A 16434-nucleotide genomic window follows, 5' to 3' on the forward strand; every position below is an offset into this window, starting at 1 on the left:
GGGCGGTAGCGGTGACGACGGAGCGACGGGTGGGCGACCTGCCGGAGGAGACCGGCCGTCTGGTCGGCCGCCGGACGGAACTGGCCCAGGTGGTGCGGCTGTGCGAACGGTCGCGTCTCGTCACGGTGACCGGCGTGGGCGGGGTCGGCAAGACGCGGCTCGCCCGGCGCGCGGCGGGCGAACTGCAGCCGTCCTTCCCGGACGGCGTGTGGTGGGTGGAGCTGTCGCCGCTCAGCGGGGCGAGCCAGGTGCTGCCGTACGCCATCGCCGAGACGCTGCCGCTGGCCGACCAGTCCACCCGGCCCATGCTGGAGGTGGTGGCCGAGTACCTGGCCGACCGCGAGCTGCTGCTGGTGCTCGACACCTGCGAGCACCTGGTGGAGGAGTGCCGTTCGGCGGTGGTGCCGCTGCTCGCCGCCGCGCCGGGGCTGCGGTTCCTGGTCACCGGCCGCCGCACGCTCGGCCTTCCGGCCGAGGAGGCCCTCACCCTCGATCCGCTGCCGGTCCCCGCCGACGACGGCTCCGGCGACGGCTCCGATCCCGGAGGAGAGGCGGCGGACGCGCTGGTGCTGCTCACCGAGCGAGCCGCCGAAGCCGTACCCGGTTTCACGCTCACCGCGGCCGACCGTGCCGAGGCCGGGCGGCTCTGCCGACGTCTGGAAGGGCTGCCGCTCGCCCTCGAACTGGCCGCGGCCCGGCTGCGCGAGCTGCCGCTCGCCGAGCTCAACCGCCACCTCGCCGATCGCTACGCGACCCTCGGCAACACCGAGAAGGAGGACTTCGACGCCGATCCGCCCTGGCACCAGGCGCTGCGCACCGCCATCGGCTGGAGCCACCAGCTGTGCACCCCCACCGAACGCCTGACCTGGGCCCGGCTCTCGGTCTTCGCGGGGACCTTCGACGCCGAAGCGGTCCGGCAGGTGTGCGCCGACGAGCTGCTGCCCGCCGCGGAGGTCCCCGATCTGCTGGGCGCCCTGGTCGACAAGTCGCTGCTCGGCTGGGTGCCGACCGGGGCCGGTGAGCGGTACCGGATGCTGGACACCATCCGCGAGCACGGCGCCTTCTGGCTGCGCGGACTCGGCGAGGAGGACGAGCTGCGGCGCCGCCACCGGGACCACTACCTGGCGCTCGCCCGCTGGGGCGACGCGGCCTGGATCGGACCCGACCAGTTCGCCTGGTTCGACCGGATGACCGCCGAACACGACAACCTCCGCGCCGCCCTGGAGCAGGGCCTGACCGAGACGGACGAGGAACACACCGCGTTGGAGCTGGCCGCCGCGCTGTGGTTCTTCTGGCACGGCTGCGGGTTCGTCAAGGAGGGCAGGCACTATCTGGACCGGGCCCTGGCCGCCGACACCGCCCCCTCCCGCGCGCGGGCGAAGGCCCTGTACGCCAGCGGTCCCGTGCTCGTCTACCTGGGCGATCTGCCCGCCCTGGAGGAACGGGCCGCCGAATGCACCGCGCTCGCCGCCTCCTCCTTCGATCCCTCCACCCCCTCCGGCTCTTCCGGCTCCTCCAACGAGACGGAACAGACGTACGCGAAGGCCACCGAGCTGCGGGTGGCGGCGCTGCGCGGCGATCTGACGCTGGGGGTGTCCCTGGCCGAGGAGCTGCTCGCCACCGACTGGCGTGCGCGGCCGCTCGCCCTGTACCCCTTGGCCGCGCTCGTCTTCGGCTCTCACACCCTCGTGGCCAAGGGCCGCTTCGAGGAGGCCATCGGCTGGCTGGACGAGCTGAGCGCCGCCTGCGAGGGGAGCGGCGAGCGCTGCATGCGCGCCTGGGGCGACTTCGTCCGCGCCCAGGCCGAGCTGGCCCTCGGCCGGTTCCCCGAGGCGCGGGCGCACGCCAGGGCCGCGCTGCTCGTCAAGCACCGGCTGCGCGACGGCGTGGGCAGCGGCCTGGCCCTGGAATCCCTGGCCCGCGCCGCCACCGCCCTCGGCCAACACCCGGACGCCGCCTGGCTCCTGGGCCTCGCCAGCCAGCTGTGGGACACCCTGGGCCGCTCCCAGGCGGGCGTCCCCTCCATGACCGCGGCGCGCCTGACCTGTGAACAAGAGACCCGCCTGGCCCTGGGCGACCACGCCTACGAACGGGCGTACCGCAGCGGCTACGAAACGGACCTGCACGCCGGAGTCGCCCACGCGCTCGCCCCGCGGGAGGAGCGCTAGGACGGCCGCCTCCCCTACCGCTCCCCCAGCCTCTCCCTCAGCCGCTCCGCCCCCGCCCCCGTGACCGCCGCGAGCCCCGCCCTTCGCCCCGTCACCACGAGGAGCAGGTCACCCGCGGGGCCCCGCGCCTCCGCCGGTCCCGCGTCCGTACCCGTACGCGCACTCGTGCCCGTCGACCAGTCCGCGTCCGTCGCCACCAGGCGCACCCCGCGCAGTCGCTTCTTCGCTCCGTAGAAGGGGCTGGCCACCACGTGGTCCAGGGCCGCGACCGTCTGCGGGCCCGGCATGGGGCGGGTACGGCCCAGGGGGCGGGCGATGTCCTGGCCGTGGACCAGGAAGTCGGTGAGGGGGTCCAGCGGGGCGGACATGGGGGCGCGGCGCGGGGAGCCCGCCGTCTCGCGGATCTGCGCGACGAGTTCCGCCGGGGTGTACCGCGCCGCCCGCTCCCTGGCCTTGTCGTACTCCATGCGCTCCCAGTCGAAGCGCGCTCCGACCGCGCCTTTCAGCAGGTCCAGGAGGGTGGTGCGGGTGGAGAGCGTCAGGTGCGCCGCCACGTCGCGGACCGTCCAGCCGGTGCAGAGCGAGTCCTTACGCCAGTCCTCGGTGTCCAGTTCTTCGAGGAAGTCGGCGATGCCGAGCCGCTCCGCCTTCGTCCACTCCAGTGCCTGTTCACGGTCCATGGCCGTGGCTCCTTCCGCGGTGCTCCGTCGTCCTCGGCTTAGACCGGGGGCGTTCGGCGGACCCATCGGCATATCAATGTGACGCGCGTCACATCCAGGGTAAAGGATTCTCCTCCCGGACCAATTGCGCACGTTCCGGAACAGACCCTGCTGCCGGGGCAATCCAGCCGTTAACCTGCAAGAGTGCGGATACCCCATCCGCCGGGGGAGGTTCTGCCATGCCAGGTGGAAACGGGGACACGCGCGGCGATCACTCGCGCCAAGTGGGCCTTCTGTTGCGTGAGTTGTATTTCAACCGTACGGGCGTCCTGCTGCTCGTCATGAGTCTGGCCGCGGCCGGAATGTACGCCTTATCGGTGCGCAGCACCGGGCGGACCGAGGAATTCTGGATCGCCCTCGCCACCGGTGTTCTCGGCGCGGCGATATTCGCCTTCGCCCAAGTCGCCCTCACCACACGGCAGTACGAGCGGTTCCTCGGGACCACCGTCAAGGACGCCGTGATCGCGGAGATCGCGAAGGCGGGCGAGGAGCTGACCCGCACCTACCGGTCCATGCAGGAGAACTACGTACCGACCACGCAGTACCCGGCCAGCAGGACACCGGACGTCCGGTTCAACCGCGACGTCAATCTGAGCATGCGCTCCTCGACGCAGTACACGTTCCGCGGCCTCACGGGGAAGTACGCGATCTGCCGCCTCGCCTCCCTGAACACCATCCCCAGGGACGTCCGGCTCATCGTCGCCGACCCCACGCGGCCCGCGGCCATGGACAGCCGGGCGCGGCGCGAGATGGCCTACCGCGACGGCATGACCTTCGAGCAGGCGCGCCAGGCGCTGGTCGACGGTGTGCACCTCACCCTGGTCGGCGCCTATTTGACCCGCATGCGCTTCGACCGCTTCGAGATATGCCTGACGGCGGACCCCAATCTGGACCGCGTCGAGATCTTCGACGACGAGATCTATCTGGCCCTGTTCACCGACACGGAGAACGAGACCTTCCCGTTCCCGCTGGGGCTTCGCTTCAACAAGGGTTCACTTCTTTACCAGACGAATCAGCGGGAATGCAGTCGGCTGCTCTCATCGCCGTACGCGATCAAGTTCGAAGTCCCCAAGAACCTCTCGGAGTTCGAGTACTGCTCCTTCCTCCAGCAGCTCGGCGTCCAGCTCAGCCATGCCGCGTTCCTGGAATTCCGCGACCGGTACGAGGAGTTCCGGAGGGATACCGCGCCGCAGATGATGACCGCGAGCACCTGAGATGGCCATGGCGCAGGCCCTCCCCGAGGTGTACGAGCTGGCCCAGGCCCTCGAACGGCTACCGGGTCCGCGCGGCGCGTCGGCCTCCGACGACGGCGGCGAGCACGTCCGCGCCGTCCTCGCGGGGTTCCACTGCCGTCTGGAGGCGCTGCGCCGCAGCCTGAACCGATTACCCAGGGCCGCGTTCGACAGCATGCTCGTCAACTCGCGCGAGACGCCCACCCACTTCAAATGGAACCTCTACCGCGGCCCGCGCTCAGGGCTCACCCTCTGGCTGCACGAGTACAAGCCTCCCGACCTGGTCGACGCCGCCTACGTGGAGGCTCCGCACAACCACCGCTACGGCTTCACCTCGCTGATCCTCACCGGCGGCTACCTGCACACGCGCTTCCTGGTCGATCCTGTGGGCCAGGACCGGGCGCGGGTCACCGACGTCCGTCCGGAGTTCCTGGCGCCCGGCGCCACCTACACGCTGACCCCCGACGACTGGCACAACGTCACCCGCGCCCGTGAGGGCACCGTGACCCTGATCGCGCAGGAGCGCCCGACGCGCGCGTACAGCACCTCGCTCAGCACGTCACCCGACGCACCGCTCGGCACACGCACCGGCACGCTGCGTTATCACTATCCTGTGGAAGCCCGTTGGCGCACCTTGCGTTCGGTACTGGGCCGCCCCCACGAGAGGAAGAGCCAGTGACCGCACAGGACTTCGAGACCGGGCGCGTGGTGACGCTGCGCGGCATCGTCCGCAAGCTCTGCACCGAGCACGACGACCGCCTCCCGTTCCACGGCTGGCACCACATCGCCTTCGTCGCCGCCAAAGGCGTGGAGTTCGCCCGGCGCAACGGCTCCGACACCGAGATCGTGGCGGCCGCGGCCCTCGTGCACGACCTCAACTACCTGGTGCGCAAGAACTCCGAGCCCTCCGCGGGCGAATCGCTGCGCGCGCACCAGCTGCGCCGCAGCGGGTTCACCGACGCGGAGATCGACCGCATCGAAGCCGTGATCGCCGAGTCCCACACCGCATCGCGCACCTGCGAGATCTCCCCCGAGGGGGCGGCGCTCAGCGACGCCGACACGCTCTTCAAGGCCGTACCGATCACCCCCGTCGTCCTCTCCCACCGCTATCTCGCGGAGAACGACATCAGCCTGGGGCAGCTGGCCCGCAAGATCGTCGACGAGCAGGCTCCGCTGGTCGAGGAGGGCATCTACTTCTACGACCCGGACGCGCGCGCCCGCTATCTGCCGTGGGCGACCGCCAACCTGGACCTGTGGAAGAGCCTGCTCGACTCGCTGGACGACCCGGACGTCAAGGAACTGCTCAGGTCCGTCAACGTCCGCTGAACACCAGGGCGTTCGGGCCCCTGGCCGCTCTGCGGGCCGGTCCGACGGAGGCGAGCAGCGCGCCCGCCAGGGCCAGCAGCACCCCGAGGGCGAGGCGCCCCCAGGGGATGACGAGGGCGTAGCCCACGACGCTCTCCTGGAGCGTGCGGCCGAGCGCCCAGCCGAGGAAGACGCCGGTGAGCGTGCCGACGGCAGCGCCGAGCGCGCCGACGAGCAGGGCCTCGACGCGGATCATCCCGGCCACCCCCGCGCGGTCCATGCCGAGGGCCCGCAACGTGCCGATCTCCGTGCGGCGTTCGCGTACGGACATCGCGAGCGTGTTGGCGATGCCAAGGGCCGCGATCACCAGGGCCATGCTCAACAGGGCGTAGAAGAGGTTGAGTTGGTCGCCGATGCCGCTGGTGTCCTGGGCCCGGATGCCGTCCTCGTCGAGGACGGCGAGGGCCGGGTTGTCGCCGAGGGCGTGGCCGACACCGGCGAGCGCGGCACGGCCGGGTCCGCCGTCGGTGGCGACGAGGATCCCCGCGGTGTTCGGGGCGGAGTCGTAGCGGGCGACGAGCGAGTCCGGTGCGGTGATGCTCGGCATCAGGTCGCTCTGCTCGTCCGCCCGGTAGACGGCGCCGATGGTGACGCTGCCCCGCTTGCCGCCCCCGCGCTCCAGCGGCAGGGTCTGACCGACGTGCCAACCGGCCTGCCTCGCCTTGAAGTCGGCGACGGCGACCTGCCCCTCGGCAAGGCGGTCCAGAGATCCTTCGACCACGTCGTAGCGCAGCAGTCGGCCGATGGTGGCGGGGTCGACGCCCGTCAGGACCGAGGAGACGCCGCCGACGCGGTAGTCGGTGGACTGGTTGAGCGGGCTGAACCGCGCGCCGGGCAGCTTCTCGAGCGGCGCGGCGGACTCGGGGGTCATCCGCATGCCGCCCTCGGCGGGCTTCACCAGATAGTCGGCGGTGAAGTCGTGGGTCGTCGCGCGGTCGAGGTACTGGGTCGCGGACGCGCCGAGCACGGACAGGCCCGACGCCAGGGCCAGGGCGATGGCGAGCGCGGCGGCGGTGGCGCCGGTGCGGCGCGGGTCGCGCACGGTGTTGCGGGCCGCGAGGTCGCCGTGCACCGGGTGGACGCGGGCCAGGAGCGGCCGCAGCAGGGCGACGAACGGCCTGGCCAGGAGCGGGACGAGGGTGATCGCCCCGGTGACGACGAGCGCGGCGCCGCCACCGATGACGGTCCTCGCGTCCTGCCCCGTGGTGAGCGCGCCGTAGACGACTGCGGCGGTGCCGGTGAGCAGCAGCGCGGCGCCGAACACGGTGCGCCGGGAGCCGGTGCGCGCGGGCGCCGCGGGCTCGGCCGCGGCGAGCGCGGCGACGGGCGGGACGGCCATGGCACGGCGGCTCGGCAGCCAGGCCGCGAGCACGGTCAGCGCGGTGCCGGTCAGCAGCGGGACGAGCACGCTCGTCGGGGCGAGGACCAGCGGGGCGGCGGGGGTTTCGGCGGGGGCGAAGAGCTTCTGGAGCAGGGCGGCGGCCCCGATGCCGACGACGAGTCCGGCGGCGGAGGCGACCGCGCCGACGAGCAGGGACTCGGTCAGCAGGACGCGCCGCACCTGCGTGCGCGAGGCGCCGACGGCGCGCATCAGGGCCAGTTCCCTGGTGCGCCGGGCGATCAGCATGGTGAAGGTGTTGGAGATCAGGAACGCGGCGACGAACAGCGCGACCGCGGCGAAGCCGACCATGATCTGGCTCATGGTGTCGCTGTCACCGGCGGCGAGCCGCGCCTCGATCTGGCCGAGCCGCGCCCCGGTGACCGCGCTGGTGCCCGCGGGCAGCACCGCTTCGACGCGGCTGAGGAGTTGGGGGACGTCGACGCCGGGACCGGCCGTGAGTTCGACGTTCTGATAGCGGCCGGGCGCGAGGAAGAGCCGCTGGGCACTCTCCGCGGTGAACAGCGTCAGGCTGCCGCCGGAGGGCAGCTTGGTCCCGTCGGCCCGGAAGACGCCGCTGAGCGTGTACGAGGCGGCGCCCTTGTCCGTACCGACGCGCACGGTGTCGCCGACGCGGTAGCCGCCCTTCGCCGCGGTGCTCTCGTCGAGGGCGACGGTGCGGTCGCGGGTCGGTCCCGCCCCCCGGGTGAAGTGGTAGGCGGGGTCGGTGCCATCGGCTCCCGGGGCGAAGTTGCCGCCCCGGTGGGACCCGTGGCCGAGCAGGCGGCCCGCGCGGTCGTCCACGGCCGCGAAGCCGTCGACCCGGCCCGCGGCGACGGAGACACCGGGGAGCTTCGCCAGCTTCCGTACGGTGCGGGCGTCGATCCCGGCCGCCCTGCCGCCGCTCGAAGGGACCACGTCGGAGGCGACGCTGACGGCGACGCGCTCGTAGCCGTCGGTGGCGCGGGCGGTGGCGGCACGGTTCTGGCTGTCGCCGTAGACGAGGCTGCCGGAGATGAAGGTGACCCCGAGCATGACCGCGAAGGCGGTCATCAGGAGGCGGGCCTTGTGCGCGAACACGTTGCGCAGGGCGATACGGAGCATGGGGGTGCGGGGCATGAGGGTGCGGATCCTGTTCTGAGGTGGCGTACGGGCGGCTTGACCGGCCCTCGCGTACGGGCGGGTCAGCTCGTGCGGGAGCGGGTGTCGTACTCCTTCATCCGGTCCAGGACCCGCTCGGGGGTGGGCTGCGCCATCTCGTCGACCAGGCGGCCGTCGGCGAGGAAGACCACGCGGTCCGCGTAGCCCGCGGCGACGGGGTCGTGGGTGACCATGACGACCGTCTGGTTCAGCTCGCGCACCGAGTCGCGCAGGAAGCCGAGCACCTCGGCCCCCGCACGGGAGTCGAGGTTGCCGGTGGGCTCGTCGCCGAAGACGATCGCGGGCTTGGAGACCAGCGCCCTGGCCACCGCCACTCGCTGCTGCTGCCCGCCGGAGAGCTGTGCGGGACGGTGACCGAGCCGCCCCGAGAGCCCGACCATGGAGATCACGCGCTCCAGCCACCGCGGGTCGGGACCGCGTCCCGCGATGGTCAGCGGCAGCGTGATGTTCTCCAGGGCGGTCAGCGTCGGCAGCAGGTTGAAAGCCTGGAAGATGAAGCCGATCCGGTCCCTGCGCAACGTGGTGAGCCGCCGGTCGTCGAGCGAGCCCAGTTCGGTGGTGCCGATGCGGACGGACCCGGAGCTGAACGAGTCGAGCCCGGCGGCGCAGTGCATCAGGGTGGACTTGCCGCAGCCGGAGGGGCCCATGATCGCGGTGAACTCCCCCTCCCTGAAGGAGATGCTGACCCGGTCCAGGGCGACGACGCGGGTGTCGCCGCTGCCGTAGGACTTCGACAGGTCGGTGGTGGCGGCCGCGATTCCGGCGGCGGCGGCCGGGTGCGGGGCGAACGGGTCGAGGGCTTCGGCGGGCACGGGGACTCCTCTTGCGGGTGCGGTGTGACGGGTGCGGTGGCACGGGTGCGGTGTCACAGGTGCGTCATCCGGGTTCCGGAAAGGCGCACACCACAAGGTGTCCGGGGGACGTATCGGGATGTCAGCAGCCGCGTATCAAGGGCCGCTCCACCGCGCGTCAGTCGTGCAGGCGCAGCGTGGCGACGGCGCCGCCGTCCGGGGCGTTGGCCAGGCGCAGTTCGGCGCCGAGGAGGCGGGCCTGGCCGAGGGCGATGGTGAGACCGAGGCCGTGACCCGAGCCGCGTTCCTTCGCGCCCGTGTGGAAACGGCGCGGTCCGTCCCGCAGCAGCTCGTCGGGGAAGCCGGGGCCGTGGTCGCGTACGACGACGGTGCGTCCCCCGACCGTGACCCGCACCGGAGTGCCCCCGTGCCGGTGGGCGTTGACGACGAGGTTGCCGACGATCCGTTCGAGACGGCGCGGATCGGTCTCCACGGGTTCCGCGCCACCGGTGACGTCCCTGACCTCCGTATCGAGCCCCGTGCGCGCCACCGCGTCGGCGACGACCTCGGCGAGCGGGACACGCGCGCGTACCGGCTGTTCCGCCCCGGCGTCGAGCCGTGAGACCTCAAGGAGGTCCTCGACCAGGTCGCGCAGATCGCGCACCCTGGCCCGGAGCTGATCCTCCGTCTCGCCGGACGGCAGCAGATCGGCCGCGGCCAGCAGACCGCCGACGGGCGTGCGCAGCTCATGGGCCACGTCCGCGGTGAACTGCCGCTCGGTGCGCAGCCGTCGGCTGAGGCTGTCGGCCATGAGGTCGACGGTGGCGGCGATGTCGGCCACCTCGTCGCGGCCCTTGGTGTGCCCCGTCCTGGCGTCCAGGTCCCCGGTGGAGATCCGGTCCGCGGTCTCGGAGACCCGCCGCAGCCTGCGCCCGAGCAGCCCGGCGCCGTAGACGGTCAGGGGCGTGGCCGCGGCGAGCGCGACCAGCGAGGCCACGACCATGACCACGTCGAGCCTGCGCAGGGTGTGGAGCTCAGAGCTCATGTTGACCCGGGTGGCGAGGACCCGGCCGCCCCCGCCGGGGACGCGCTGGGCGGCCCAGACGCGCGGACCCACGTTGTTGTCGATCCGCCCGTCGTACGCGGTGTGCCGGTCGCGGTCGGACAGGTGCCTCAGTTCGGCGGGCAGTTCGGCGGGGTCGAGCTCGGCACCGCCGGTGAGGGTTCCGGTGCGCCGGTAGGTCTCCATGGCCGAGTACAGCGTGTTGAAGGCTTCCGCCTCGGCCCGCTCCCTGATGTCCCGCGCGGACCATACGTGCACCAGCACCCCCACCACCGCCGTGACCAGGCAGGCCGTGGCCGCGGCAAGCGCGGCGATCTTCCATCGCAGGGGTACGCGAGCCGGGCCTCGCGGCCGGGAGCGGGGGCGCGCCTGTCTCATCGCCTGAGCTTGTAGCCGAAGCCGCGGACCGTCTCGATCCGGTCCCGGCCCAGCTTGCCGCGCAGCCGCTGGACGCACAGGTCCACGACCCGGCTGTCGCCGTCCCAGCCGTACTCCCACACGTCCCTCAGGAGCGTGTGCCGCGCCAGGACGATGCCCGGCTGCTCCGCGAACGCGAGCAGCAGCTTCAGCTCGGTCGGGGTCAGCGCGACGGGCTTTCCTGAGACGGAGACCTCAAGCCCTCCGGTGTCGACGGTGAGGTCTCCGAAGACCAGCACGTCGCTGTCGGCCGGTGCCGGTGCCTCCTCCTGGCGCGCGGCCCGCTCAGGACCCTGCCCCGGGGCGGGCGCGTAGGTCGCCCGCCGCAGCAGCGAGCGGATGCGGGCCACGAGTACGTAGGTGTCCACCGGCTTGACCACGTAGTCGTCCGCCCCGGCCTCCAGACCCGCGACGACGTCGAGGCCGTCGCCCCTGGCGGACATCATGAGGACCGGCACCAGGCTGGTCTCCCGGACCCTGCGACACAGCCCGATCCCGTCGAGACCGGGCAGCATCACGTCGAGGATCAGCAGGTCGAAGGGTTCGTCACGGAAGATTTCGAGGCCGGTGAGGCCGTCGGCGGCGGCTCGCATCGCGTAGCCGTAGCGCTCCAGGGCGACCGTGAACGACCTCCGCATCAGGTCGTCGTCCTCGACCAGCAGCACGCGCACGGGGCGCGGCGGTTCCGGGGCCGGGGCGGACGAGGACACGGGCGGATCACTCCAGTTCGGGTGGCATGTGCAGGTGTTTCAGGCGGTTCGGGCGGGGCCCTGGGAGGAACGATAGGCCAGAGATCGGGCACGCCCGCGGCTCAGCACGGCGGACACGGGCCTGGCGCCCGACTCGATGAACGGCCGAGCGCCGCCTGATACCCGCCCGATACAAAGACGGCCAGGACCTGCTCGGCCGCTCCAGGACCCACCCGCCGCGATCTCTCGCGGACGCCTGAAGTCGCGCCCGGGTTGTACTCACTTCGGGGGATTGACCCGGTGCGGTGCGATGCGGTGCGCTTGTCTCGTGGAGAGCCCTCGGCGCGGGGCCGGGGGAGCATGCGTCAACGGGGACACAGGGGAACACGGGGGGAAATCGTGCACGGAACCATGCGTGCCGCGTGCGTCGCGGCGCTCGCGGGGGCACTGGTCGCGCTGTCGGTGGCACCGGCCGCGACGGCACCGCGGCCACCGGCCGGGACAGCGACCGCGGACGCGACCACGAAGGCGACCACGAAGGCGGCCACGACCGACCGCATCACCACATCGACCTCGGGCGAACAGGCGGACGGCGACGCGTTCGGCCCGCGGATCAGCGCCGACGGCCGCTTCGCGGTCTTCACGGCCGACGCCGCCAACCTGGTGCCCGGCGACACCAACCACTTCTCCGACGTCTTCGTACGCGACCTGCGCAAGGGCACCGTCGACCGGGTCAGCGTCGGTTCGGACGGCGTCCAGGGTGACGGGGACTCGTCCGCGCAGGCCATCAGCGCCGACGGCAGGTACGTCCTGTTCCGCTCCCACGCCAGGAACCTGACGCACTGGGACACCCCTCCCCCGGACGGCGCGGGCGACGACATCTACCTGCACGACCGGCGCACCGGCAGCACGAAGCGGATGAGCGTCGCCCTCGACGGAGGCACCGCCTACGCGGCCAACGCCACCATGTCGGCCGACGCCCGCTTCATCGCCTTCAACGCCAAGGCCGACCGGATGGAGACCGACCCGCCCGACCTCTTCGGAGCCGTGTACGTCCTGGACCGCCGCACCGGCGCCGTGGAGCGGGTCACCAACCGGGCGCGCCCGGACAACCCCGCGCTCCTCCAGGGCCTGAGCGCCGACGGCCGCTACGTGGCGTACACCCAGCTCGTGCCGCGCAGCTCGTGCGGCCGCACGCTGGTCCACGACCGTCGTACGGGCACGGAGGAGCAGGTCAACGTGAAGCCGGACGGCACCCCCGCCGCGCGGTACGCGATGCCCGCTTCACTGTCCGCCGACGGCAGGACCATCGCCTTCGACTACTGGGGCGACGAGGAATTGGTCCCGGGCGAGACGCCGAGCTCCGCGTCCACCGTCTACGTCCGCGACCTGCGCAAGGACGTCACCCGGCGCGTCAAGGCCGGTCCCGCGGGCGAGGACCGGGTGCGCGAGCCCGAGATCAGCCCGGACGGCAGGTACGTGGCGTACCACGCGGATCCGCGCCTGACGGAGGGGCGGCTCGGCCCTGCCAACGTCTACCTCCGCGACCTGCGCACCGGCGGCACCCGGCTGGTCAGCGAGTCCGTCAACGGCGGGCCCGTCACGGACCTCGCCGTTTCGGTCTCTTCCGTGGGCGCCGACGCCCGGTACGCGGGCCTGTCCAGTGAGTCGGCCCAGCTCGTCCGCGACGACACGAACAGCCACTTCGACGGCTTCGTACGCCGCCTGCGCTGAGCCCCCGAACAACGCAGGTGGTTTTCTCCGTGGACGGGGTAGCGCTTCCCTCTACAGATTCACGGACCATACTGGTCGGGCCCCGACCACACACAGAACGAATCCATGGCCAAAAACAGCACCTCATCGACCACCGTCCCCGACACCGCGTGGCTCGGGCGCGGGCGCCACTTCGGGCCCGAGCCCGAGCAGGACGTCCGACGCAACCTGATCGCCCTCAAGGCGGCCGGGGTGCTCGATGACTTCCTGGAGCTCGACCCCGTCGAAGCCGCCCGCTCCACCGTCCTGCACCCGCGGGACGAGTCCGCCGACCCCGGCCCCTCTGCCCGCCGTCTCTTCGAGGCCCGCTGGCAGGCGGCCGAGGACGTCACGGTGCGCGCGCAGCTCACGACGTACGACCCGGAGGCCCGCCGCAAGGAGGGCGAGGGCGTCACCTGGGTGCTCGCCGCCGAGGCCGAGCAGGCCTGGGACCTGAGCTGGCCCTCGCCCGCCACCATGTTCTGGCCCGACAGCGAGCGCGTCGCCTGGGACCACGACACGGCGGCCGACGTGCGCCTGCGGACGACGAACCACCTGCCGAAGGACGACGACGAACTGCGCCGCAGGCTGCGGGAGTGCGCCCGGGAGAGCTGGTACGTCCACGTCGTGGTGCACGAGGCGATGACACCGGACGCGGCGGGCCAGCAGCCCGTCTCCGTCTTCCTGCCGCCGGGCCTGCGCCACCGGGTGGTCGAACACCGGGGCACTCCGGAGCAGGCGCAGATCGCCGACTTCGCGATGAAGCGCGAGCTGAGCGTGCGGATGCCGCGCGGCGGCGCCGTCGTCCTGCCCTCGTCCCCGCGGGAGCCCGACTACGACGTGGACCGCTTCACCGTCCGCAGCGTCTTCCTCGACGGCTCCGAGCCGACCGAACTGCTCGACAGGATCAAGGAGTTCGCCGCGCTGCCGCGCCCGCTGACCGCCGACGCGGAGCGCGCCCTGACGCGGCTTCGCCAGGGCTGGCACCTGCTCACCCAGGACGAGGAGCTGGTCCACGCCCAGGGGATGGTCACCAAGTACGCCGAGGCGCTCGAAGCCATGACGCAGTCCTGCGACCTGTACCGGGAGGCGGCCGAGGCGGCACAGGCCGCGCTGGCCGACTCGGCCGGGGGCGACGGCACGCTCCGCTCCCCCGCGCCGGGCCACGTCAAGGCGGAGGGCTCACCGCTGAGCGCCCTCACGAAGGCGTTCGGCCGCTTCCGGGACCCGAACAAGTAGGAGCCAGGTGATCCCCGACGGCAAGGCTGCGGCACCATGACCGAAGCCGAGACCGACCTGCCGCTCCGCATGGAGCGGAACCTCGCCGAGCACGCCTGTCATCTGCACCGGAACCTCGCGGGCGCCTCCGTCACCGAGACCGGTGATCTGCTGGTCGCCGACAGCGGGCTCCGCGACGACACCTTCAACATCGTCGCGGCCGCCCGCTTCACCCCCGGGTCCGCCCGGGAACGCGTCGCGGAGACGGTCGGGACGCTGACCCGCACCGGCCGCCCCTTCTCCTGGTGGGTCGGCCCCGCATCGGCGCCCGGCGATCTCGCCGAGCACCTGGCGTCCTTCGGCCTCCGGGCGTCGGAGACCGAGACCGGGATGTGGCGGGACCTGCGCGGCGCGCTGCCCGCCGCGTACGCCGAAGGACTGGACATCCGTCCGGTGACCACCACCGGGCAACTCGCCGACTACGCCGCCGTCTTGGCGGCGAACTGGGACCCGCCCGCCGCGACCGTCCGCCGTTTCTTCGCCGACGCCGCCCCCTGGGCCCTGGCCGCGGACTGCCCGGCCCGCTACCTCATCGGGTACGCGGGAGGACGCCCGGTCTGCTCGGCCGAGGCCTTCCTGCACGCCGGCGTCGCCGGGATCTACAACATCTCCACGCTCGCCGACGAGCGCCGCCGCGGCTACGGCGGCGCCATCACCCTGGCCGCCCTGCGCACCGGGCGCGACGCGGGGTACGCGACCGCGGTCCTCCAGGCGTCCGCCGAGGGCGAACCCGTCTACCAGCGCCTCGGGTTCGAGGCCCGCGGGCACTTCACGGAGTACGCCATCGGGTCCTGAGGGGCCATCAGGCGGACGAAAACCCGGCGGTTCGAAACCATCTCCCGGATGGGCTAGGATCAAACCTGCCACCTCGCGCCGGAGTTCCGGTCGAGGGACCGGCGTTGGTCGTCCAAGGAAAGACGCCCCACTTCCTGTGGGGAGATGCAGGTGCAAGGCCTGCCCAGCGCTCCAGAGCTCAAGACAGGCCCCGGACTCCGCACTGCGGAGTCCGGGGCCTTTGTCGTTCCTCGAACACGTCATCCCTGCGGGGGACGTTGTTGCTCCAGAGGCGCGCGGCAGACATCAGACCGCCAGGTCCGGGTATTCGGAGCCAGAACCGGACCGGGAGGAATCAGCATGGACACGTCCCTGGAAGCACTGCTCGATCAGGTGCGCGAGCGCGGTGACTTCACGAACCGTCAGCAGGCGGCGGGCGCCGTGGAGAACGTCCTGGTCATTCTGGGCGCCCACCTGGTGGGCGACGACCGTACCGATCTGGCCCGGCTGCTCCCCCAGCGGTGCGGGCCCCTGCTCGCCGACGCGGAACCCGCGAGCGAGCCGTTGACCGCCACGGAGTTCGTCGACGCGGTGGCCTCGCGCACGGGGGACGACACGGCCGGTGCGCGCCGCGCGGTCACCGCCGTACTCGGCACGCTCGCGGAGGCGGCCGACGACGCGCTGCTTCGCCGCATCCTCATCCAACTCCCGCCGGGCCACGCGGGCCTGTTCGGCCGCACCGAGCCGGGCTGAACCGGCGGGCACGGACCTACCTGGAGGCACTGATGGCACGGAGAGGTCGTTCCAAGAAGCCGAATCAGCCCGAGGAAACGAGTGGCGTGGCGTCCCGGCGCGCGGCACCCCTGTCGCCGTGGGCCAGGGCGGCGACCATGCTGGTGGCCTTCGTCGGCATGGTCGGGTTCGCGGTGGTGCTCGCCCGCCTGACGCTTGAGCCGTCCGCGGCCTCCGAGGCGCTGACCCACAGCAACTTCACCCCGGGCGACTCGATCGGCGGCTATCTCGAACAGCCCGCCTTCCGCGACACCGTCAAGCAGCTCGGCGGGAACGTCCTGCTGGGCGTGCCGTTCGGGCTGCTGCTGCCCGTGGTGCTGCCGCGCGCCCGCGGCCTGGTGCGGGTGGGCGTCGCCACGGCGCTGACCATGGCGCTCGTCGAGCTGGCGCAGGGCGCGTTCGTGACCGGACGCACCTTCGACATCGACGACGTCATCCTCAACACGGCCGGGGCGCTGCTGGGTTACCTCGTCCTGGGCCGCCGTCTCGGCCGCGCCGTGCACCCGCGACGGCACCACTGGTGGCACCGCTTCACCCAGCGGGACCCGGCCGACGTCTGAACCGGGGCGGTCCTTCGGCTACGGCTTGACAGGGGGAGTCGGCTCGGCAGGGGTCGTCGGCCGCTCCGTCGCCGTCTCGGTCTGCTCCGTCCTGAGGACCGTCGCCTCGGGCGCGGCCTCCCCGTCGGCCTTCATCGCCTTCGCCTCGCTCTTGAGGATCCGCATCGACTTGCCGAGCGAGCGCGCCGTGTCCGGCAGCTTCTTCGAGCCGAACAGCACGACGACCACGATCGCCACGAGCAGCAGATGCCACGGCTCCAGTGCGTTGCGGAGCAACCCACCCACCTCATTTCCG

At 72.3% G+C, this 16434-nt stretch carries 15 protein-coding genes and 1 tRNA gene; 10 read left to right on the forward strand and 6 right to left on the reverse strand.

What is annotated here, in order from left to right; genetic code table 11:
• Positions 1 to 11 precede the first annotated feature (11 nt).
• On the forward strand, positions 12 to 2168 hold the full coding sequence (locus tag CP970_RS08740; protein ID WP_063806036.1) for an ATP-binding protein: 2157 nt from the start codon (positions 12 to 14) through the stop codon (positions 2166 to 2168).
• Between the two features lie 14 nt (positions 2169 to 2182).
• Here the strand turns inward: CP970_RS08740 and CP970_RS08745 are convergent, their stop codons facing one another.
• On the reverse strand, positions 2183 to 2848 hold the full coding sequence (locus tag CP970_RS08745; RefSeq protein WP_150493131.1) for a maleylpyruvate isomerase family mycothiol-dependent enzyme: 666 nt from the start codon (positions 2846 to 2848) through the stop codon (positions 2183 to 2185).
• A gap of 218 nt (positions 2849 to 3066) precedes the next feature.
• Between CP970_RS08745 and CP970_RS08750 the strand changes: the two genes are divergently transcribed.
• Genes CP970_RS08750 through CP970_RS08760 form a run of 3 tightly spaced genes read left to right on the forward strand, consistent with a single transcriptional unit; the run spans position 3067 to position 5445 of the window.
• Complete coding sequence (locus tag CP970_RS08750) at positions 3067 to 4101, forward strand: DUF2157 domain-containing protein (RefSeq protein ID WP_150493133.1); 1035 nt, start codon at positions 3067 to 3069, stop codon at positions 4099 to 4101.
• A gap of 7 nt (positions 4102 to 4108) precedes the next feature.
• The gene (locus tag CP970_RS08755; protein ID WP_150493135.1) at positions 4109 to 4798 is read left to right on the forward strand and encodes a hypothetical protein; all 690 of its coding nucleotides are present in this window, start codon (positions 4109 to 4111) and stop codon (positions 4796 to 4798) included.
• A complete protein-coding gene (locus CP970_RS08760) occupies positions 4795 to 5445 on the forward strand; it encodes an HD domain-containing protein (RefSeq protein WP_055553926.1) in 651 nt (216 codons plus the stop codon). Before CP970_RS08755 ends, CP970_RS08760 begins: the two co-directional genes overlap by 4 nt.
• Here the strand turns inward: CP970_RS08760 and CP970_RS08765 are convergent.
• The 4 genes from CP970_RS08765 to CP970_RS08780 all read right to left on the reverse strand — a co-directional run bounded on the left by CP970_RS08765 (position 5432) and on the right by CP970_RS08780 (position 10932).
• A complete protein-coding gene (locus tag CP970_RS08765; RefSeq protein ID WP_150493137.1) occupies positions 5432 to 7981 on the reverse strand; it encodes an FtsX-like permease family protein in 2550 nt (849 codons plus the stop codon). The genes CP970_RS08760 and CP970_RS08765 overlap by 14 nt on opposite strands.
• A 65-nt stretch (positions 7982 to 8046) precedes the next feature.
• Positions 8047 to 8835, reverse strand: a complete 789-nt coding sequence (locus tag CP970_RS08770) for an ABC transporter ATP-binding protein (RefSeq protein WP_055554939.1) — start codon at positions 8833 to 8835, stop codon at positions 8047 to 8049.
• A gap of 157 nt (positions 8836 to 8992) precedes the next feature.
• Entirely contained in the window at positions 8993 to 10255 is a 1263-nt protein-coding gene (locus tag CP970_RS08775; protein WP_055554937.1) for a sensor histidine kinase, read from the reverse strand.
• Positions 10252 to 10932, reverse strand: coding sequence for a response regulator transcription factor (locus CP970_RS08780; RefSeq protein ID WP_240507544.1), 681 nt, complete (start codon positions 10930 to 10932; stop codon positions 10252 to 10254). The genes CP970_RS08775 and CP970_RS08780 overlap by 4 nt, the downstream gene beginning before the upstream one ends.
• A gap of 450 nt (positions 10933 to 11382) precedes the next feature.
• On the opposite strand from CP970_RS08780, the gene CP970_RS08785 reads away from it, so the two are divergent.
• The 6 genes from CP970_RS08785 (at position 11383) to CP970_RS08810 (ending at position 16139) form a co-directional block, all read left to right on the forward strand.
• Positions 11383 to 12717 carry a TolB family protein gene (locus tag CP970_RS08785; protein WP_157877819.1) on the forward strand — a complete coding sequence of 445 codons (1335 nt, stop codon included), beginning with the start codon at positions 11383 to 11385 and terminating at the stop codon, positions 12715 to 12717.
• 105 nt (positions 12718 to 12822) lie between these two features.
• Complete coding sequence (locus CP970_RS08790) at positions 12823 to 13974, forward strand: hypothetical protein (RefSeq protein ID WP_055554932.1); 1152 nt, start codon at positions 12823 to 12825, stop codon at positions 13972 to 13974.
• A 69-nt stretch (positions 13975 to 14043) separates the two neighbouring features.
• A complete protein-coding gene (locus tag CP970_RS08795; protein ID WP_055554943.1) occupies positions 14044 to 14808 on the forward strand; it encodes a GNAT family N-acetyltransferase in 765 nt (254 codons plus the stop codon).
• A 101-nt stretch (positions 14809 to 14909) separates the two neighbouring features.
• Positions 14910 to 14982 (forward strand) — tRNA-Gly (locus tag CP970_RS08800).
• A gap of 165 nt (positions 14983 to 15147) precedes the next feature.
• Complete coding sequence (locus CP970_RS08805) at positions 15148 to 15540, forward strand: DUF2267 domain-containing protein (protein ID WP_055554929.1); 393 nt, start codon at positions 15148 to 15150, stop codon at positions 15538 to 15540.
• Between the two features lie 32 nt (positions 15541 to 15572).
• Positions 15573 to 16139 (forward strand): VanZ family protein, encoded by a 567-nt coding sequence (locus CP970_RS08810; protein ID WP_224058329.1) that lies wholly within the window; start codon positions 15573 to 15575, stop codon positions 16137 to 16139.
• A gap of 18 nt (positions 16140 to 16157) precedes the next feature.
• Here the strand turns inward: CP970_RS08810 and tatA are convergent, their stop codons facing one another.
• Positions 16158 to 16415 (reverse strand): Sec-independent protein translocase subunit TatA, encoded by a 258-nt coding sequence (gene tatA, locus CP970_RS08815; RefSeq protein ID WP_055554927.1) that lies wholly within the window; start codon positions 16413 to 16415, stop codon positions 16158 to 16160.
• Positions 16416 to 16434: the final 19 nt, after the last annotated feature.

Origin of the sequence: Streptomyces kanamyceticus (genome assembly GCF_008704495.1) — a bacterium.
Classification (GTDB): Bacteria; Actinomycetota; Actinomycetes; order Streptomycetales; family Streptomycetaceae; genus Streptomyces; species Streptomyces kanamyceticus.

Bases quoted from the DNA above. Each gene is read 5' to 3' on its own strand.
- CP970_RS08805 (WP_055554929.1), top strand. From the start codon at position 15,148: ATGGACACGTCCCTGGAAGCACTGCTCGATCAGGTGCGCGAGCGCGGT.
- CP970_RS08755 (WP_150493135.1), top strand. From the start codon at position 4,109: ATGGCGCAGGCCCTCCCCGAGGTGTACGAGCTGGCCCAGGCCCTCGAA.
- CP970_RS08775 (WP_055554937.1), bottom strand. From the start codon at position 10,255: ATGAGACAGGCGCGCCCCCGCTCCCGGCCGCGAGGCCCGGCTCGCGTA.
- CP970_RS08780 (WP_240507544.1), bottom strand. From the start codon at position 10,932: ATGCGGAGGTCGTTCACGGTCGCCCTGGAGCGCTACGGCTACGCGATG.
- CP970_RS08810 (WP_224058329.1), top strand. From the start codon at position 15,573: ATGGCACGGAGAGGTCGTTCCAAGAAGCCGAATCAGCCCGAGGAAACG.
- CP970_RS08765 (WP_150493137.1), bottom strand. From the start codon at position 7,981: ATGCCCCGCACCCCCATGCTCCGTATCGCCCTGCGCAACGTGTTCGCG.
- CP970_RS08795 (WP_055554943.1), top strand. From the start codon at position 14,044: ATGGAGCGGAACCTCGCCGAGCACGCCTGTCATCTGCACCGGAACCTC.
- CP970_RS08750 (WP_150493133.1), top strand. From the start codon at position 3,067: ATGCCAGGTGGAAACGGGGACACGCGCGGCGATCACTCGCGCCAAGTG.
- CP970_RS08745 (WP_150493131.1), bottom strand. From the start codon at position 2,848: ATGGACCGTGAACAGGCACTGGAGTGGACGAAGGCGGAGCGGCTCGGC.
- CP970_RS08790 (WP_055554932.1), top strand. From the start codon at position 12,823: ATGGCCAAAAACAGCACCTCATCGACCACCGTCCCCGACACCGCGTGG.